Below are 16,720 nucleotides of genomic sequence, written 5' to 3'. Positions count from 1 at the left end.
CGGTCCCATTCCGAACCCGGAAGCTAAGCCTGCCAGCGCCGATGGTACTGCACTCGACAGGGTGTGGGAGAGTAGGACACCGCCGGAACATCATTCATGAAAGCCCCCCAGCTCACGCTGGGGGGCTTTCGTCGTTTCTACCGATCCGCCAACTATCCGCGCGCCGAAACCCACAACCGGCCCCCGCTCCGCAGAATCCGCACCCTTATGGTCTCGAGCTGGCCGACGCCGCGCAACCAATTTCAGTCTGCGTTTTCTTCGCGACTTGTTCCATCGGCGCGCCATGAGCACAGCCCGGGCGACGTCTACTGGTCTATCGACCAATAGACCGATCTCCTTGTGCCTGAACACATCTGCCCAATTGGTTCCATCCAGACGCACTCCGGCAACGAATGATAGATGACCATTCCGGATGGTAGGTTCTGCTCACAGTCCAATCTTCACAGACTTTCAGCAGGATCGTGACGACCTCTGTCCCGGGTTACAGACCCGCGGGGGTGCTGTTCCAGTGATCTCACAGTCGATGGAAGGTTTGCGATGACAATTGAACGGACAGAAGAATCCGAGTCAGCGAGTCCGGCACGTAATCGACGTCAGGGAACTCGGCGTATCGCCTACCTGGCCGCAGGTCTGATGGCTGTTTCCGCCGCCTACGGCATTGCCGCAGCTCCCGGCTCGATGGCAAAAGGATCTGAGCCGGAAAACCGTTCATGCTCCGGTGGCGAGGGCTCGGTCACCACCAAGAAGGACGGCTCTGATGTGGTGGCGTCCGGGTCCTTGACGAAAGCACTGCAGGGTGAGGATTGCCTGCAAAAAGGCGACGGTAAGTCAGGGCCGATCAAGCTGACGAAGAAGGACAACGCGTGCGTGTTGACGGCCCCCATTCTGGTCGCGGCCGGCAAGAACGATGACGGTGCGGAGGAACGTGTCGAGGCGGATCCGGATGCCGAGGAGGCCGAGCCTTTCGAGGTGGGCACGGTCACTGTGACTGTTCCACTGGACGGGAAGAAGCCAGCGACAGCGAAGACGTCGACCAAGCTGAGTGACGACAGTGAAGACGCCGACGATACCGTCACCGCTACGGCGACAATCGCCGACCTCAAGATGAGCAAGTGCGATGCGGTCCCGATCGGCAAGTTCACCGTGACGAAGATCGCCGCGGCGAATACGGATTAGTTGTCGACCGCGCCGCGTCGGACGATCGGCGCGGCGCGGCGCGGCGCAATCAGTGAATTTGCCCTGGTCTCTTGCCTTTTCGTCCCGATATCCATAGAGGTGGCACATGCGCGTCCGGCGCGGGGATCCGTTGGCACAGCTCGGGGTGCTCGCGGCCCGGTATCGGTATCGAGTCTTCGCGGCCTGGCTGATCGCGGTAGTTATCAGCCTGCTTGGCCTGCCTTGTTTGTTCGCGTCGATCTCCTCGCCGCCGATCGAGGTCGCCGGCTCGGAATCGCAGCAGGCCGGCGCGGTATTGCGGGCGGGCATGCCGTCGTTCGGCAACGAACAGATGAGCGCTGTGCTGCATTCGAACACCCTGCGGACAATGGATCCAGCGTTCCAGGCAGCGATCGACGGCGCGATGGCGGCCATGGGTAGCCAGGACGGCATATCCGGAGCGGTGTTGTTGCCAGTGGTCGGTGATCCGAAGCCAACGCCGGCGATGCCTGAGACGCTGGAACCCCTTCGCCCGCTGCTGCACGACGAGCACACCGCGTACATCCTCGTCGGGATCTCGGGTGACGATCGGAAGCGCCAAGATCTTATTCCGGTAGAGCAGGCAGCGATCGATCAGGCGACCAGGGCAGCCTCGGGCGGCGCCGTGCGAACTTATCTGATCGGTGCTTCGGCGTTCGGCCAGGCGGTGCAGAAGGCTGAAGTCTCCGATCTGACGCGCATCGAGTTGGTCGCGGTGCCAGCCGCGATAGTCGTGCTGCTACTGGGTCTTCGGGCTCCGGTCGCCGCGGCGGTGCCGCTCGCTATCGCCGGTGCCGCCGTACTGACAACCCTCGGGCTGTTCACCATGATGCGCGGGGTGTTCCCGATCGACGGCATGCTCCTCATCGGAGTGAACGCGACCGGGCTCGGTATCGGCATCGACTATGCGCTCTTCGTGACGAACCGCTACCGCGAGGAATTGGGGGCCGGAGCCGGTCCGGAACAGGCGATCAGGACGGCGATGTCGACGACCGGCCGGACGGTGCTGTATTCGGCACTGATCCTGCTGCTGGCCTGCACGACCCTGTTCATGCTGCGCTGGCATATCTTCGTCATGGCCGCCATCGGCATCATGGTGGTCATCGCGGTCACCCTGGTGGCGTCGATGTCTCTGCTGCCCGCGCTTCTGGTGTCGCTGACCCGCTGGGTCGAGTGGCAACCCCGATGGGTGTCGAAGCGCGCTCCGCTCGACGACCGCGGCGCACACGGATGGCTGGCACGCTGGGCGCAGCATCTGATGCGCCATCCTTGGCCGTACACGGTGGCCGTTACCGCGGGGTTGTTGTTGACCGCGACCCCGATGCCGAGCATGACCTTGGGCTTCGATGCGGAAAGTCGAGCGCTGGCGGGCACCCAGTTCCTCACCGGCGTGGCCATCGCGGACCGTGACGTACCCGGTATGGGGTCAACGGTCACGATGCTGCTGAGCCGCCCCGCAGGCACCGACGAGCCGGATACCGAGCCACTACTCGCGGCATTGCGCGCGGATCCGGAGGTGGCCGCGGCATCGAAGATGGACAACGGCGTCGACGTCACCGCGGTACTCGCCATTCCGAAGCACTTACCCACCTCCCCGAAAGTTGTCGAGCTGGTTCGACGGATACGCGCGGACATCGCGCCGACGACCGCGCCACCCGGCCTCCAGTGGTACGTCGGCGGCCCGAGCGCCCTGATCAGCGACATCCTCAGCGAGGTGTCAGCCAAGCTGTGGCTGGTGGTCGGTTGCGTGCTGGCACTGATGTTCGCGGTGCTGGCCTGCATGCTCCGCAGCCTGGTACTGCCGTTGAAGGCGATCCTGATGAGTCTGCTGGCGACCGGCGCGTCGTTCGGTCTCACCGTGCTGGTGTTCCAGCGGGACGTCGGTGACCAGGCGTCCGGTCTGGTCAGCCAGGGGCTGATCTGGCCGCAAGTGCCGTTGATCGTTTTCGTGGTGCTGTTCGGATTGTCCACGGACTACGAGCTTTTCCTCGTGCGCCGAATCCAGGAGGAGTACCTGGTCACCGGGGACAACCGCGGCTCGGTCGCGATAGGTCTGCAAAGTACCGGCCGGCCGATCACGCTCGCGGCGGTGATTCTCGCTGTCGGCTTCGGCAGTCTGTTGGTGTCACAGATCAACGGCCTGAAGGCATTCGGCTTCGCGATCGCCGTGGCCTTGATCATCGACGCGACGTTGATCCGGCTCATCCTGGTGCCCGCGTTGATGCAGATCATGGGCCGATGGAACTGGTGGTTTCCTCGGCTGCCCGCAGCCGTGCGGCGTGGCGCAGTACCACGGTCGCTACCCGAGCGTCCCGAGCTCGTAGCGAATCCTGTTCCAGCACCCTGAATGAGGACTGACATGACCGGCTATTTGGTAACCGGAGCGACCGGGTTCGTCGGCGGCGCGCTCACCCTGGAACTGTTGACGGCGACGGACGCACCCATCCATCTACTGGTGCGAGATTCCGGGACCGGCGCGGACCGTTGCCGCGTTGCCCTGCAGAACGCGGCCGAATCATATGGATACGAACCGGATTTCGTGGCTCGGCAGCGCGACCGGCTGCACGTCGTCGCCGGTGATCTGCGGTCGGCCGAGGTCGCCGCGCAGTTGCCTGCCAACGAGATCTCGGAGGTATGGCACTGCGCGGCGTCACTCAAATTCGACGACCGGAGCCGGGATGAAATCTTCGCGGTGAACGTGGACGGCACCGCTCGCCTACTCGACCTGTCCGAGCGGCTCGGCGTCGCCAGGTTCAATTACATGAGCACCGCGTATGTGGCAGGTACCGCAACGGGGATGCTCACGGAATCGGCCGTGCCCGCAGACGTCAGCCCCAACAATCAGTATGAACTCAGCAAGACTTTGGCCGAATATGCTGTCTCCAAACGAGATTCGATGCAGACACGAATTTGGCGTCCGAGCATCGTGGTGGGGCACAGCGAGACGTACGCAGCCACCAGTTTCACCGGCCTCTATGGATTGACCCGGGAGGCGTTGCGGTTCAAGCGGCGCACCGAGAAGGTGTTCGGTCCGAACTTCGTCATGCGGCAGCGGCGGATACAGGCCGACCCGGCGGCGCAGATCAACCTCGTTCCGGTCGATCTGTTGGTGCGGCAGGCCGTTTCGCTGTCCATGCGTCCGGGTTTCGTGGCCGACATCATCCACCTGACGAACGGATCGGCACCTACGTTGCGTGAGATCCTGTCGGCCGTGTTGTCGCTGGTCGGCGTTACTGAACCGGAATATGTCACCTGCACAGCGGGATTCACGCCGATCGAACGCAGATTCCACAACACTTTGCAGTTCTACGCCCCGCATGTCGACCGAGCCAAGTTCTTCGCACAGGACGTCGCCGAACGCTACGGGGCGCCCATTGATTTCCCGATGGACGTGGACTATCTCGGTGCGCTGCTCGGCTGGTATATCGACCATGCCGGGCTTGCGGATGAGGCGAGGGCCGCGTGATGCGACTCGCGAATCGTCTGCCCGGCGAACGCAATCTCGCGCAGGACGATGCTGATCGAATCGCTTCGATCCGGCAGCAGATCATCGAGGTCGGTGATCGTTGGCGAGCGGAGCACGAGTGGATCGACCGCCATCAGAGCGCTGTCGGGATGGCGATCTTCACGATGGCCGGCGTCGGCGTGCTGGGCGATGCCGTGCTCTACACAAGGGGCGTATTACCTTGGTGGGCAACGATATTGATGACCGCTTTCTGGTTGTCGCTGCTGCATGAAATCGAGCATGACCTCATCCACTCGATGTATTTCCGGACGAACAAGTGGGTGCACAACTCGATGATGTTGAGTGTCTGGCTGTTTCGGCCGAGCACCATCAACCCCTGGGTCCGGCGCCGCTTGCATCTGCATCATCACGACGTGTCGGGGACCGACTCCGATCTGGAAGAGCGAGGTATCACCAACGGGCAACGGTGGGGTGGCCATCGTCTGCTCGGCCTGCTGGACACCATGCTCGGGTACGCGTTGCGGCCGTTTCATATGCGGCGGCTCGTCCATGCGTATGTGGCGCAGGCGGCTCGGGATCCCGAGGAAGCTCGCCGCCTCGCCGTCGCGACGCCGCTCGGCTATTTCCCGCTCAGTGCGGTGCACTACGGGCTCTGGTACCTCACGATCGGTGTTCATCTCTACGAGTTCTTCGGCGGCCAAATCGCCTATCCGAGCGTGCATCACGCATTAGATGTCGTAGCCGTGACCTTGTTGGCCCCCAACATGATCCGTACGTTCTGCCTGCATTTCGTCAGTTCGAATATGCACTACTACGGTGACGTCGAGCCGCACAATGTCCTGCAGCAGACCCAGGTCTGGACCGCCAAGTGGTTGTGGCCGGTGCACGCGTTGTGTTTCAACTTCGGTGGCACCCATGCCATTCACCACTTCCTCGTGCGTGACCCGTTCTACGTCCGCGAGGCGATCAGAGCCGAATGTCAGGTGATCCTGCGTACGCACGGCGTCCGATTCAACGATTTCGGCACCTTCCGCCGCGCCAACCGATTCGGGCTCGCCGCCTCGACGACAGGACCGGTAGAGGTATGACGGATCACGTTGCGGCGGTCCAGCAGTCGACAATCGTACAGTTATGGATTTGTGTCACCTGCGGGATGATCTATGACCCCGCCGAGGGTGATCCGGACGGCGGGATCGAACCGGGCACAGCCTTCGCCGACATCCCCGACGACTGGGTGTGCCCGGTGTGTGGCGCGCGCAAAGCGGACTTCGTTCCGTACGAGGACTGACGCCGCGGCGTCAGAACAACCGGAATTCGGTGCTTTCGGTGCCGCGCAGGGCGTCGTAATCCAGTGTGAGGCAGCGGATTCCGCGGTCCTCGGCGAGGGTGCGGGCCTGCGGCTTGATCTGCTGGGCCGCGAAAACGCCTGCTACGGGGGCGAGTAGCGGGTCGCGGTTGAGGAGTTCGAGGTAGCGGGTGAGCTGTTCGACGCCGTCGATCTCGCCGCGGCGTTTGATCTCGACCGCGACGGTGGCGCCGCCTGCGTCGCGGCAGAGCAGGTCGACCGGGCCGATGGCGGTCATGTACTCGCGGCGGACGAGGGTGTAGCCGGCGCCGAGGGTAGTGACGTGTTCGGCGAGCAGCACCTGAAGGTGGGCCTCCACACCGTCTTTCACCAGGCCGGGGTCGATGCCGAGTTCGTGCGAGGAGTCGTGCTCGATGTCCTCGATGGTGATGCGGAGTTCCTCGCCGGCCTTGTTGGTGACGACCCAGAGCGCCTTCGCGCCCTCGGGGATGTCGTCGGCGCCGCGCTCTTCCAGCCAGCACGGCGGGCTCATCCAGTTCAACGGCTTGTAGGAGCCGCCGTCGGAGTGCACGAGGACGGAGCCGTCCGCTTTCACCAAGAGCAAGCGGCGGGCCATCGCGAGATGGGCGGTGAGTCGCCCTACGTAGTCGACCTGACAGCGAGCAATCACTAGGCGCACCCAAGCACTGTAGGTGACCGGGTGCGAGAGCTTGTCGTCAGCCCAACAGGATCGCCGCGGCCAGTATCGCGCTGGTGGTGAGCAGTGCCTGCTCGACCCGGGTGAATCGACGAGTGACCGGGGTCTTGGTGCGGATCATGCCGTAGCCGACGGCCGAGCCGATGCCGAAGGCCAGCAGGTGGCCGACGTTGGTGAAGGTCTGCCCGAGCAGCACGCCGCCGATCGCGGCCGCGAACCACACTGCGGCCCAGGCGATCCGCAGCCGATTCGGCACCACGAAGACCAGGGCGCCGATCAACGCCATCGAGCCGTAACTGATGCCGACGTCCTCGCTCCAGCGCACACTCGCGGGCAGCCAGTCGAATTCGACGGCCACCCAGAGCCCGCCGGCCACGAGCAGCGTCGCGCCGATGTGGCCGGCCAGGAAGACGCGCACCATGTGCAGCGCGCCGAAGCGCAGCTCGGCGAGCCCGAGCAGACAGGCGAGCAACGGCATGATCAGCCACGCGGTGCCGACGTCGCCGATGACCAGCGCGCTGGACAGCAGGGTGACGACGCGCCCTTGCAGCAGGTTGTGCAGATTGGTGCTGGCGTGCAGCACCACCTTCGACTGGGCCGAGTCGCTCAAGGCGGAGAAGATCGACGTGACGAGGACGAGCGCGGCCAGGTAGCCGACGGTCGCGGGCACCCTCGGTCGCCACCAGCGAGAACTGACGACCGTTGTCAGGTCGTCCGTGGTCGTGGCGACGGCCATGCGTACCTCCGTGTTCTGTGCGGTGTCTCATCCATGATCGAGTCCGCTGCTGCGCTTGATCAGGGTATTCCCTGTGAAATTGCTGCGAAACTGATCGCCGGTGCACATCGAGATCGGTATAACGGCGGTGCCCCACTGTGCCACATCGCGCGGATCTCGGCAGGGTGAACGAGCTGACCAGGCAGTCTCGGCGCGGGCCTCGGTTCCAGCGGCGCACCGGCCGTTCCGGGGCACCTTCGGCCGGAGTAATAGTCTGGGAGCATGCCTCGTCGGAAACCGCGCGCAGACGGTCAAACAGGCCGCTCGCGGACGGGCGGCGCACCGCTCGGTGATGTGTTCGGCCGGACCGAGGCCGGGCCGGGCGGTGACGAGACATACATCGTTCGCACCATCCCAGGCGCCCGTGCGGTGAAGATCTACCGCTGCCCGGGGTGCGACCACGAGATCGTCCAGGGCGTCGCCCACATCGTCGCCTGGCCCGCCGACGGCGGCGAGGACGATCGCAGGCACTGGCACCGCGGTTGCTGGAACGGCCGCCAGACTCGTGGAATCACTCGACGCTGGTCGTAGCTGTGCCGTCCGGTTGGTGGCGTCGATTCCGGGTAAGCATTGCCCGTCGCCCCCGGAAAAGAGGGAAGGCCGCCCCCAAGGGGGCGGCCTTCGGACGAATTCGGTAACACGACAACTGATTTGGTGAGTACATGAGTAACTCACCGGGGACCGGCTGACTCAGCCTGACCCATCACCGCCGGCCGCCGACGTACGTCTGTCGCACCTCGATCTGGCCTGAATACGCGGAGAGGCGGGCCAGCTAGTTGCTGATGTCGGCGTTCTCGCGCTCCTCGTCGACGATGTCGTCTTCCTCGGAGGCAACCTCGGGGATGGCCTTGCGGCTGGAGCCCGAGACCTGCTTGGTGCTGTTGCCGATCGACTTGCGCTGATCCGGAACACCGTCCAGCAGTTCGCTTTCCCGGTTGACCGCGGCGAGCATCGCGGGCACCGAGTCGAGCTGGCCGCGGATGCCGAGCAGCTGGGCGAGCACGCGTCCACGCAGCACGCGCATCTCCTCGGCCAGTTCCTTCGCGTGCGCGATCTTGCGCTCGGAGGTCTGGGTCGCGGAGGTGATGAGGCGGTTGGCCTCGTCGGTCGCGTCCTTGATTCGCTGTGCGGCCTCGGCGCGGCTGGTGGCCTCCAGCTCCTCCATGGCACGGGTGAGCTTGGTGCGCCGCTCGGCCATGGTGACCTCGAAGTCCTGCTGGGTCGCCTTGCGCTTGGCATCGGCTTCCTTGCCGAGGCGGTCGGCCTCGGCCTGCGCGGCCTCGATGATCTTGGCGGACTCGGTGCGCGCGTTGGCCAGGGTCTGCTCGAACTCGATCTCGAGCGCCTCGCGCTTTTCCTTGGTTTCGGCCAGCAACGACTCGTACTTGCCACGCATCTCGGTGGCCTGCTGCTCCGCGATCGACACCATCTCCGCGGCCTCGGCCTGTGCCAGGGCACGGACCTCGGAGGCCTCGTCGGAGGCCAGTCGCAGCATCCGGGAGATGCGGTCGGACATGCCTTCCGCGGTGGTGGGCGGCACCGAGAGTCGGTCGACCTCCTTGCGGAGCTCGTCGATCTCGTCACGCGCATCCTCGAGCTGGCTCGCGAGGTTACGGGCTTGTGCCGCAGCAGCATCCCGGTCGGTAGCGGTGACCCTTAGTTCGGCGTCGAAGCGGTCGAAGTAGTTGCGTACCTCGTCTTGCGCATAACCCTTGCGCACAACGGTGAAGGGCAGTGCAACGAAGCGATTGCGATCGGACTCAGGTGACGACATGGCACACAAACTACAGCCTACAGAGACCTGATGGTGACTCGACCGCGAATGTGATTCCGAAGAGTTTTGCCCGCCCGATCTTGATACTAGTGCGTAACATTCGCGTTCGGCTCGACCAACTCGATCAGCACACCGCCAGCATCCTTCGGATGGATGAAATTGATGCGGGAATCCGCTGTTCCAGGCCTCGCGCCCTCGTACAGCAAACGCAGGCCCCGCGCGCGCAGGTGCGCGCAGACCGCATCGAGATCGGTGACGCGGTACGCCAGTTGTTGCAGGCCCGGTCCGTTACGGTCGATGAACTTGGCGATGGTCGACTCCTCGTTGAGCGGAGCCAGCAACTGCAGGGCAGTCCCTCGGTCGGGGGCGCCGGGCAGCGACAGCATCGCCTCGTGCACGCCCTGGGCATCGTTGACCTCGCGATGGGTCTCGATCATGCCGAGATTCTCGGCATACCAGGCAACCGCGACATCCAGGTCGGGCACGGCGACACCGACGTGGTCGATGGCGACGACGTAGTCCGCGGGGATGAAATCGGACGAATCCATAACGTTGCTCACCACTCGAAGGTAGCCGTTACCTGCGTACAGGCAACTTGGGTGTAGCGGTTACCGTGGAGTACGGAATCCTGCGAAACAAGAAGCGAGGCTTGTCGTGACTACTGTGATCGTCTCCGGTGCCCGTACCCCGGTCGGTCGGCTGCTCGGCGGCCTCAAGGACTTCAGCGGTTCCGATCTCGGCGGCTTCGCCATCAAGGCCGCGCTGGAAAAGGGCGGCGTCGCGCCCGAGCAGGTCGACTACGTGATCATGGGCCAGGTGCTCACCGCGGGCGCGGGCCAGATTCCGGCCAGGCAGGCGGCCGCGGCCGCGGGCATTCCGATGGATGTGCCCGCGCTCACAGTGAATAAGGTCTGTTTGTCCGGAATCAACGCGATCGCGTTGGCGGACCAGCTGATTCGGGCCGGCGAGTACGAGATCGTCGTCGCGGGCGGCCAGGAGTCGATGAGCCAGGCCCCGCATCTGCTCGAGAAGAGCCGCGAGGGTTTCAAGTACGGCGACGTCACGCTGCGCGACCACATGGCCTACGACGGCCTGCACGACATCTTCACCGACCAGCCGATGGGCGCGCTGACCGAACAGCGCAACGACACCGAGCCGGTCACCCGGGAGCAGCAGGACGCGTTCGCGGCGGCCTCGCATCAGCGCGCGGCGGCGGCGTGGAAGAACGGCGTCTTCGACGACGAGGTGGTCCCGGTCTCGGTGCCGCAGCGCAAGGGTGACGCGCTGGTGGTCGCCGCCGACGAGGGCATCCGCGCCGACACCACCGCGGAGTCGCTTGCCAAGCTGCGCCCCGCGTTCCGCAAGGACGGCACGATCACCGCGGGCACCGCGTCGCAGATCTCCGACGGTGCCGCCGCGGTGGTGGTGATGAGCAAGGCCAAGGCCGAGGAGCTGGGGCTGAGCTGGATCGCCGAGATCGGGGCCGCGGGCGTTGTCGCGGGACCGGATTCGACGCTGCAGGACCAGCCGGCCAACGCCATCGCGAAGGCCTGTGCGCGCGAAGGCATTTCGCCTGCCGACCTGGACCTGGTGGAGATCAACGAGGCGTTCGCGGCGGTCGGCGTCGCGTCCACCCGCAAGCTGGGTATCGATCCGGCGAAGGTGAACGTCAACGGTGGGGCGATCGCGATCGGGCACCCGCTCGGCATGTCCGGCGCGCGCATCCTGCTGCACCTGGTGCTCGAGTTGAAGCGCCGCGGTGGCGGTGTCGGCGCTGCCGCGCTGTGCGGCGGTGGCGGCCAAGGTGATGCGCTGATCGTTCGGGTGTAGGCCCGCGCAACCGAGTTTCTCGCCGCAGCCTCCGCGACTACCTTTCGCGGAGGCTGCGGTGTCTCCGGCGCGAAAGTTGTGTCCTGATTGCGGCTTTCGCCGCGACGACGGAGCGTGGTCGCCGCGATGTCGAGTAGCGCCCACTCGATGTGACTCGTCCCACTACGACACGTCGTAGTGCATGCGGCACAATGGTGCGCATGGGCAATGTCTTCGACCTGAGTACTGTCGCAAAGCGATTTCGTTTCATCGCGGTGCTCGAGGCGATCTCCTGGGTTTTCCTGATCGCCGGCATGGTGTTCAAGCGCCTCCCCGAGCCGGTGCTGTGGCCGGTCAAGGTGTTCGGCATGACGCACGGCATCATCTTCGTGCTGTTCGTGATCGCCACCATCGTGGCCTCGCGTGAGCTCGGCTGGGCCGCGAAGACCACGGTGCTCGCGCTGGTGTCCAGCATCCCGCCGTTCTGCACCGTGCTGTTCGAGCTCTGGGCGGTCCGTTCGGGCAAGCTCGGTGAGCTGAGCAACGCGGTTTCTGCCGACTCCGGAGCCCCGGCCGCCGCGACGTCGTGACAAACTGGAAACCGTGACTCGACCTGCCGCACGCCGTCCTTCGCCAGCCGCTGTCGCCGCCATGTCCGGGGCAGTTGATCTCTCCGTTCTGAAGCAACCGCCCGCAGGCGCACCCGCCGCGGCCGGTGGTGGCGATTACGCGGTGGACGAGGCGAACTTCGAGACCAAGGTGCTACGCCGCTCGGTGCAGGTGCCGGTGGTCGTCGCGCTGTACTCGCAGCGCAGCCCGGGCAGCGTCGAGCTGGTCCGGACGCTCGAGCGGCTGGTCGACGAGAACGGCGGCGCCTGGGACCTGGCCACCGTCGAGGCCGAGTCCAACATGCGGATCGCGCAGGCGTTCGGCGTGCAGGGCATCCCGACCGTCATCGCGGTCGCCGGCGGCCAGCCGCTCGCCGACTTCCAGGGCGCGCAGCCGGAGGCGCAGGTTCGGCAGTGGCTGAGCGCGGTCATCGACGCGGTGGCGGGCAAGCTGCCCGGCGGCGAGGAGCCCGAGGAGGCGCCGGAGGATCCCCGCTTCGTTGCCGCGGAGACGGCGCTGGAGCAGGGTGACTACGCCGGTGCCGAGGCCGCCTACGAGGCGATCATCGCCGCGGAGCCGGGCAACGAGGAGGCCAAGGGCGCGCTGCGTCAGCTGCGGTTCCTCGGTCGTGCGCAGGGGCTTACGGAGGCCGCGATCGCGACCGCCGACGCCGATCCCGGCAATGTGGACGCCGCCCTCGACGCCGCCGACGTGGAGATGCTCAACCAGCAGCCCGAGGCCGCGTTCGATCGCCTCATCGGGGTGGTCAAGCGCTCGGCGGGCGACGAGCGCACCAAGGCGCGCACCCGGCTGCTCGAACTCTTCGAATTGTTCGATCAGGCCGAGCCGTTCGTGGTCGCCGCGCGTCGTAAGCTCGCCGCCGCGCTGTACTGAGCCGGGTCAGCTGTTCGGGGCCAACCAGACGGCGCTGTTCGGGGCCAACGCGATCGTGGCGGAGGCCGGGCGACCGTGCCAGCCTTCGTCAGTGGCCTTGACGGCGCCCAGGTTTCCGATGCCGGAGCCGCCGTATTCGGCGGCATCGGTGTTCAGGATTTCGGTCCACTGCCCGGCGAAGGGCAGGCCCACCCGGTACTCGCCGTGCACCGAGCCGGAGAAGTTGTACACGCACGCGACCACGGATCCGTCCGACCCGTAGCGCAGGAACGCCAGCACATTGTTCGCCTGGTCGTTCGCCTCGATCCACGAGTAGCCGCCCGGGGTGGTGTCCTGACTCCACAGCGCGGGATGGGCGCGGTAGACCGCGTTGAGGTCGCGCACCGCGGTGGTAATCCCTTGGTGCAGTGGGTTTTCCAGCTCCTGCCAGTCCAGCCCCCGGTCGTGTGACCACTCGCGGAACTGGCCGAAATCCTGACCCATGAACAGCAGCTGCTTGCCGGGATGGCCCCACATGTAGGCCAGCAGTGCCCGCACGCCACCGGCTTTGGCGAAATCGTCGCCGGGCATCCTGGTCCAGAGGGTGCCCTTGCCGTGCACCACCTCGTCGTGGCTGATCGGCAGCACGAAGTTCTCGCTCCACGCGTACACCGCCGAGAAGGTGATCTCGTTGTGGTGCCAGGAGCGGTGGATCGGGTCGCGCTGCAGGAAGCCGAGGGTGTCGTGCATCCAGCCCATGTTCCACTTCATGGTGAAGCCGAGGCCGCCGACGTCGGTGCCGCGGGTCACGCCGGGCCAGCTGGTGGATTCCTCGGCGATGGTGACCACGCCGGGATGGTGGCGGTGCACGGTGTTGTTGAGGTCCTGCAGGAAGTCGACGGCCTCCAGGTTTTCCCGGCCGCCGTGCACGTTGGGCTCCCAACCCCCTTCGGGGCGTGAGTAATCCAGGTACAGCATGGAGGCGACGGCGTCGACGCGCAGGCCGTCGATGTGGAATTCCTCGATCCAGTAGCGCGCGTTGGCCACCAGGAAGTTGCGCACCTCGTGCCTGCCGAAGTCGAAAACGTAGGTGCCCCAGTCGAGTTGCTCGCCGCGGCGCGGGTCCGGGTGCTCGTAGAGCGGGGTGCCGTCGAAGCGCGCCAGCGCCCATTCGTCGCGCGGGAAGTGCGCGGGCACCCAGTCGAGCAGCACGCCGATGCCCGCTGTGTGCAGCCGATCGACGAACGCGCGGAAGTCGTCCGGGGAGCCGAAGCGCGCGGTGGGCGCGTAATACGAGGTGACCTGGTAGCCCCACGAGCCGCCGAAGGGGTGCTCGGCGATGGGCAGCAGTTCGACGTGGGTGTATCCCGCCGCCTGCACGTAATCGGCCAGCTGGTCGGCCAATTCGCGATAGCCGAGGCCGGGACGCCAGGAACCGAGGTGTACCTCGTAGACGCTCATCGGCGCCTGGGTGGGATCGGTGGACGCGCGGGTATCGAGCCACGCCCGGTCCTGCCAGACGTAGTGGCTCTCGGTCACCACCGACGCGGTGGCGGGCGGCAGTTCGGTCGCGAACGCCATCGGGTCGGCATGGTCCATCGTGCGGCCGTCGGCGCCGTGCACGCGGAACTTGTACTTGGTGCCCGGCCCGACTCCGGGCACGAACACCTCCCACACGCCGGACGAGCCGAGCGCGCGCATCGGGGCGGCGGTCCCGCTCCAGCCGTCGAAATCGCCGATCACGGTGACGCCGCGGGCATTCGGCGCCCACACCGCGAACGAGGTGCCGTCCACGTCGCCGTCGAGGGTGGTGTAGTGGCGCGGGTGCGCGCCGAGCACATCCCACAGGCGCTCGTGGCGGCCCTCGCCGATCAGGTGCAGGTCCAGTTCGCCGACCGTCGGCAGGAATCGGTAGCCGTCGGCGGAGAGAATGGTCTGGCCTCCTGGATAGGTGGTGCGGATGCGGTAGTCCATCAGGTCGGGGTAGGGGAGCACCGCGGCGAAAATGCCGTGCCCCAACGACTTCAGTGGATGGTCGGTGCCGCCGACGCGGACACCGACCGAATCCGCGTGCGGGCGAAGCACACTGATCTCGGTGCCGTCCGGATGCGGGTGCGCGCCGAGCACGGTGTGCGGGTCACCGTGCGTGCCCGCGGCCAACAGCATCAGATCCCGGCGTTTCACAGTGTGCTCCGATACGCGAGTTCGGTGCGTGCCTGCTGCGCGACCGGTGGCAGGGTGAGGATGTGCGCGACCGATATCGACGGGTCGAGCCGCACGTAATTCGTTTGGGCCCAGTGGTATTCCTCCCCGCTGACCTCGTCGTGCACCACCGGATGGTCGTGCCATTCGCGGCCGATGGCGGGCAGGTCTAGCGAGACCATGCCCCACTCAGCGGCGAACGGATTCAGATTCACCACCACCAGCACCGCGTCGCCGCCGCTCGGATCGACCTTCGAGTAGGCGATCAGCGAGTCGTTGTCGACGTGGTGAAAGTGGATGCAGCGCAACTGCTGCAGTGCCGGATGCGCGCGGCGGATCTCGTTGAGCCGAGTGATCCACGGCTCCAACGATTCCCCGCGCGCCAGCGCCTCGGCGAACGGGCGCGGGCGCAACTCGTACTTCTCCGAATCCAGGTATTCCTCGCTGCCCGGCCGGACCGCCTGATGCTCGAACAGCTCGAAACCCGAGTACACGCCCCAGCTGGGCCCGAGGGTCGCGGCGAGCACCGCGCGGATGGCGAACATGCCGGGGCCGCCGTGCTGCAGGCTCTCGTGCAGGATGTCGGGGGTGTTGACGAACAGGTTGGGTCTGGCCTCGTCCGCCTTGGCCGCCAGTTCCTCGCCGAACTGGGTGAGCTCCCACTTCGCCACGCGCCAGGTGAAATACGTGTAGGACTGGCTGAAGCCGCGGCGGGCCAGCCCGTACAGCCTGGCCGGGCGGGTGAACGCCTCGGAGAGGAACAGCACGTCCGGGTCGGTGCGGCGCACCGTGGCGATCAGCCACTCCCAGAAGTCGGCGGGCTTGGTGTGTGGGTTGTCGACCCGGAAGATCTTGACGCCCAACGCGATCCAATGCCGGACCACGCGCAGCACCTCGGCGTACAGGCCGTCGGGATCGTTGTCGAAGTTGACCGGGTAGATGTCCTGATACTTCTTCGGCGGGTTTTCGGCGAAGGCGATGGTGCCGTCGGGCAGGGTGGTGAACCACTCCGGATGGGTGGCGACCCACGGATGGTCGGGCGCGCACTGCAGCGCCAGATCGAGGGCCACCTCGAGGCCGAGTTGCGCTGCGGTGTCGACGAATTCGGCGAAGTCCTCGGCGGTACCGAGCAGCGGATGCACGGCGTCGTGCCCGCCGTCCTTCGAGCCGATCGCCCACGGCGACCCCACCTCGCCCGGCTCGGCGACGAGGGTGTTGTTGCGGCCCTTGCGATTCACCGCACCGACCGGATGGATCGGCGGCAGGTAGATCACGTCGAAGCCCATGGCGGCGATGCGCGGCAATTCCTTTGCCGCGGTGGCGAAGGTGCCGTGGATCGGCTTGCCCGCCTTGTCCCGGCCGCCGGTGGAACGGGGGAAGAATTCGTACCAGGAGCCGTACAGCGCGCGCTGCCGTTCCACCTGCACGGTGTGCTGTGGGCCGCGAGTCACCATGTCGCGCAACGGTGTCGCGCGCAGTATCTCGCTGATCTCCTCGGCGAACGCCGGTGCCACCCTGGCCGGCAGCTGCTCGTCGCTACGCAATGCGGCGGCCGCGGCGCGTAACCGCTCGAACTGCTTCTTCGGCACCGCCTGCGCGGCCCGGTCGAACAGGCGGGCCCCGATCTCGAGGTCGTTGTTCAGATCGGCGGCGTTCTGCCCGACCGCGAGTTTCGCCTCCACCGCCGAGCGCCAGGTCGCGATCGGATCGCTCCAGCCTTCGATGCGGTAGGTCCAGGCGCCGGGCAGGTTTGGGGTGAAGGTGGCGTTGAACACGTCCGGCTCGAGATCGGGTGCCATCCGGATCCGGATCGGGCGCGCGGAGTTGGGCCCGCGAACGGTCAGCGTGGCCGCGACAGCGTCGTGCCCCTCTCGCCACACCACGGTGCGCACCGGGAAAACCTCCCCGACGACGGCCTTGGCGGGCCGACCGCCTGCGATGGACGGGGCAGTGTCATCGATTGCGATGCGGCCGGTCACGGTCCCAACCTACCGGCAGGGGCCGGGATGCACGGG

General features: G+C 66.1%; 15 protein-coding genes and 1 rRNA gene. 10 read left to right on the top strand and 6 right to left on the bottom strand.

Features of this window, described 5'->3' with window-relative positions:
• The 6 genes from rrf to rd all read left to right on the top strand — a co-directional run.
• Positions 1-88 (top strand): 5S ribosomal RNA (gene rrf, locus ACIBCN_RS41090); the annotation flags it as partial.
• A 449-nt stretch (positions 89-537) separates the two neighbouring features.
• Positions 538-1,176 carry a hypothetical protein gene (locus ACIBCN_RS41085; RefSeq protein ID WP_396997819.1) on the top strand — a complete coding sequence of 213 codons (639 nt, stop codon included), beginning with the start codon at positions 538-540 and terminating at the stop codon, positions 1,174-1,176.
• Between the two features lie 106 nt (positions 1,177-1,282).
• A complete protein-coding gene (locus tag ACIBCN_RS41080) occupies positions 1,283-3,541 on the top strand; it encodes an MMPL family transporter (RefSeq protein WP_396997817.1) in 2,259 nt (752 codons plus the stop codon).
• Positions 3,542-3,553: 12 nt separating this feature from the next.
• A complete protein-coding gene (locus ACIBCN_RS41075) occupies positions 3,554-4,660 on the top strand; it encodes an SDR family oxidoreductase (RefSeq protein WP_396997815.1) in 1,107 nt (368 codons plus the stop codon).
• The gene (locus ACIBCN_RS41070) at positions 4,660-5,748 is read left to right on the top strand and encodes a fatty acid desaturase (protein WP_396997842.1); all 1,089 of its coding nucleotides are present in this window, start codon (positions 4,660-4,662) and stop codon (positions 5,746-5,748) included. Before ACIBCN_RS41075 ends, ACIBCN_RS41070 begins: the two co-directional genes overlap by 1 nt.
• Positions 5,749-5,780: 32 nt before the next feature.
• Positions 5,781-5,948 carry a rubredoxin gene (rd, locus tag ACIBCN_RS41065; protein WP_396997840.1) on the top strand — a complete coding sequence of 56 codons (168 nt, stop codon included), beginning with the start codon at positions 5,781-5,783 and terminating at the stop codon, positions 5,946-5,948.
• A gap of 10 nt (positions 5,949-5,958) precedes the next feature.
• Here the strand turns inward: rd and nucS are convergent, their stop codons facing one another.
• On the bottom strand, positions 5,959-6,645 hold the full coding sequence (nucS, locus tag ACIBCN_RS41060; RefSeq protein ID WP_396997813.1) for an endonuclease NucS: 687 nt from the start codon (positions 6,643-6,645) through the stop codon (positions 5,959-5,961).
• A gap of 37 nt (positions 6,646-6,682) precedes the next feature.
• A complete protein-coding gene (locus tag ACIBCN_RS41055) occupies positions 6,683-7,399 on the bottom strand; it encodes a rhomboid-like protein (protein ID WP_396997811.1) in 717 nt (238 codons plus the stop codon).
• A 261-nt stretch (positions 7,400-7,660) separates the two neighbouring features.
• Here ACIBCN_RS41055 and ACIBCN_RS41050 point away from each other — a divergent pair, with 261 nt between their 5' ends.
• Positions 7,661-7,969 (top strand): ATP/GTP-binding protein, encoded by a 309-nt coding sequence (locus ACIBCN_RS41050; RefSeq protein WP_396997809.1) that lies wholly within the window; start codon positions 7,661-7,663, stop codon positions 7,967-7,969.
• Positions 7,970-8,210: 241 nt separating this feature from the next.
• Here the strand turns inward: ACIBCN_RS41050 and ACIBCN_RS41045 are convergent, their stop codons facing one another.
• Positions 8,211-9,212, bottom strand: coding sequence for a hypothetical protein (locus tag ACIBCN_RS41045; protein WP_396997807.1), 1,002 nt, complete (start codon positions 9,210-9,212; stop codon positions 8,211-8,213).
• A gap of 86 nt (positions 9,213-9,298) precedes the next feature.
• On the bottom strand, positions 9,299-9,760 hold the full coding sequence (gene mce / locus ACIBCN_RS41040) for a methylmalonyl-CoA epimerase (protein WP_396997838.1): 462 nt from the start codon (positions 9,758-9,760) through the stop codon (positions 9,299-9,301).
• A gap of 115 nt (positions 9,761-9,875) precedes the next feature.
• Here mce and ACIBCN_RS41035 point away from each other — a divergent pair, with 115 nt between their 5' ends.
• The 3 genes from ACIBCN_RS41035 (at position 9,876) to ACIBCN_RS41025 (ending at position 12,524) form a co-directional block, all read left to right on the top strand.
• Complete coding sequence (locus ACIBCN_RS41035; RefSeq protein ID WP_396997836.1) at positions 9,876-11,042, top strand: acetyl-CoA C-acetyltransferase; 1,167 nt, start codon at positions 9,876-9,878, stop codon at positions 11,040-11,042.
• 191 nt (positions 11,043-11,233) lie between these two features.
• Positions 11,234-11,611, top strand: coding sequence for a DUF3817 domain-containing protein (locus ACIBCN_RS41030; protein WP_396997805.1), 378 nt, complete (start codon positions 11,234-11,236; stop codon positions 11,609-11,611).
• A 61-nt stretch (positions 11,612-11,672) separates the two neighbouring features.
• The gene (locus ACIBCN_RS41025) at positions 11,673-12,524 is read left to right on the top strand and encodes a tetratricopeptide repeat protein (RefSeq protein ID WP_396997803.1); all 852 of its coding nucleotides are present in this window, start codon (positions 11,673-11,675) and stop codon (positions 12,522-12,524) included.
• Between the two features lie 6 nt (positions 12,525-12,530).
• Here the strand turns inward: ACIBCN_RS41025 and glgB are convergent, their stop codons facing one another.
• Together glgB and ACIBCN_RS41015 are read right to left on the bottom strand one after the other, a co-directional pair.
• A complete protein-coding gene (glgB, locus tag ACIBCN_RS41020; RefSeq protein WP_396997834.1) occupies positions 12,531-14,669 on the bottom strand; it encodes a 1,4-alpha-glucan branching protein GlgB in 2,139 nt (712 codons plus the stop codon).
• 14 nt (positions 14,670-14,683) lie between these two features.
• Positions 14,684-16,684, bottom strand: a complete 2,001-nt coding sequence (locus ACIBCN_RS41015) for a maltotransferase domain-containing protein (RefSeq protein ID WP_396997801.1) — start codon at positions 16,682-16,684, stop codon at positions 14,684-14,686.
• Positions 16,685-16,720: the final 36 nt, after the last annotated feature.

Origin of the sequence: Nocardia sp. NPDC051052 (assembly GCF_044456045.1) — a bacterium.
Taxonomy (GTDB): domain Bacteria; phylum Actinomycetota; class Actinomycetes; order Mycobacteriales; family Mycobacteriaceae; genus Nocardia.
Note: the sequence above shows the minus strand (reverse complement) of the source record. Positions and strands in the feature narration are given on the sequence as shown.

What these genes read in the sequence shown, in the direction of transcription:
- ACIBCN_RS41085 (WP_396997819.1), top strand. Translation starts at nt 538, where the DNA reads ATGACAATTGAACGGACAGAAGAATCCGAGTCAGCGAGTCCGGCACGT.
- ACIBCN_RS41080 (WP_396997817.1), top strand. Translation starts at nt 1,283, where the DNA reads ATGCGCGTCCGGCGCGGGGATCCGTTGGCACAGCTCGGGGTGCTCGCG.
- ACIBCN_RS41075 (WP_396997815.1), top strand. Translation starts at nt 3,554, where the DNA reads ATGACCGGCTATTTGGTAACCGGAGCGACCGGGTTCGTCGGCGGCGCG.
- ACIBCN_RS41070 (WP_396997842.1), top strand. Translation starts at nt 4,660, where the DNA reads ATGCGACTCGCGAATCGTCTGCCCGGCGAACGCAATCTCGCGCAGGAC.
- ACIBCN_RS41055 (WP_396997811.1), bottom strand. Translation starts at nt 7,399, where the DNA reads ATGGCCGTCGCCACGACCACGGACGACCTGACAACGGTCGTCAGTTCT.
- ACIBCN_RS41050 (WP_396997809.1), top strand. Translation starts at nt 7,661, where the DNA reads ATGCCTCGTCGGAAACCGCGCGCAGACGGTCAAACAGGCCGCTCGCGG.
- ACIBCN_RS41045 (WP_396997807.1), bottom strand. Translation starts at nt 9,212, where the DNA reads ATGTCGTCACCTGAGTCCGATCGCAATCGCTTCGTTGCACTGCCCTTC.
- mce (WP_396997838.1), bottom strand. Translation starts at nt 9,760, where the DNA reads ATGGATTCGTCCGATTTCATCCCCGCGGACTACGTCGTCGCCATCGAC.
- ACIBCN_RS41030 (WP_396997805.1), top strand. Translation starts at nt 11,234, where the DNA reads ATGGTGCGCATGGGCAATGTCTTCGACCTGAGTACTGTCGCAAAGCGA.
- ACIBCN_RS41025 (WP_396997803.1), top strand. Translation starts at nt 11,673, where the DNA reads ATGTCCGGGGCAGTTGATCTCTCCGTTCTGAAGCAACCGCCCGCAGGC.
- glgB (WP_396997834.1), bottom strand. Translation starts at nt 14,669, where the DNA reads ATGCTGTTGGCCGCGGGCACGCACGGTGACCCGCACACCGTGCTCGGC.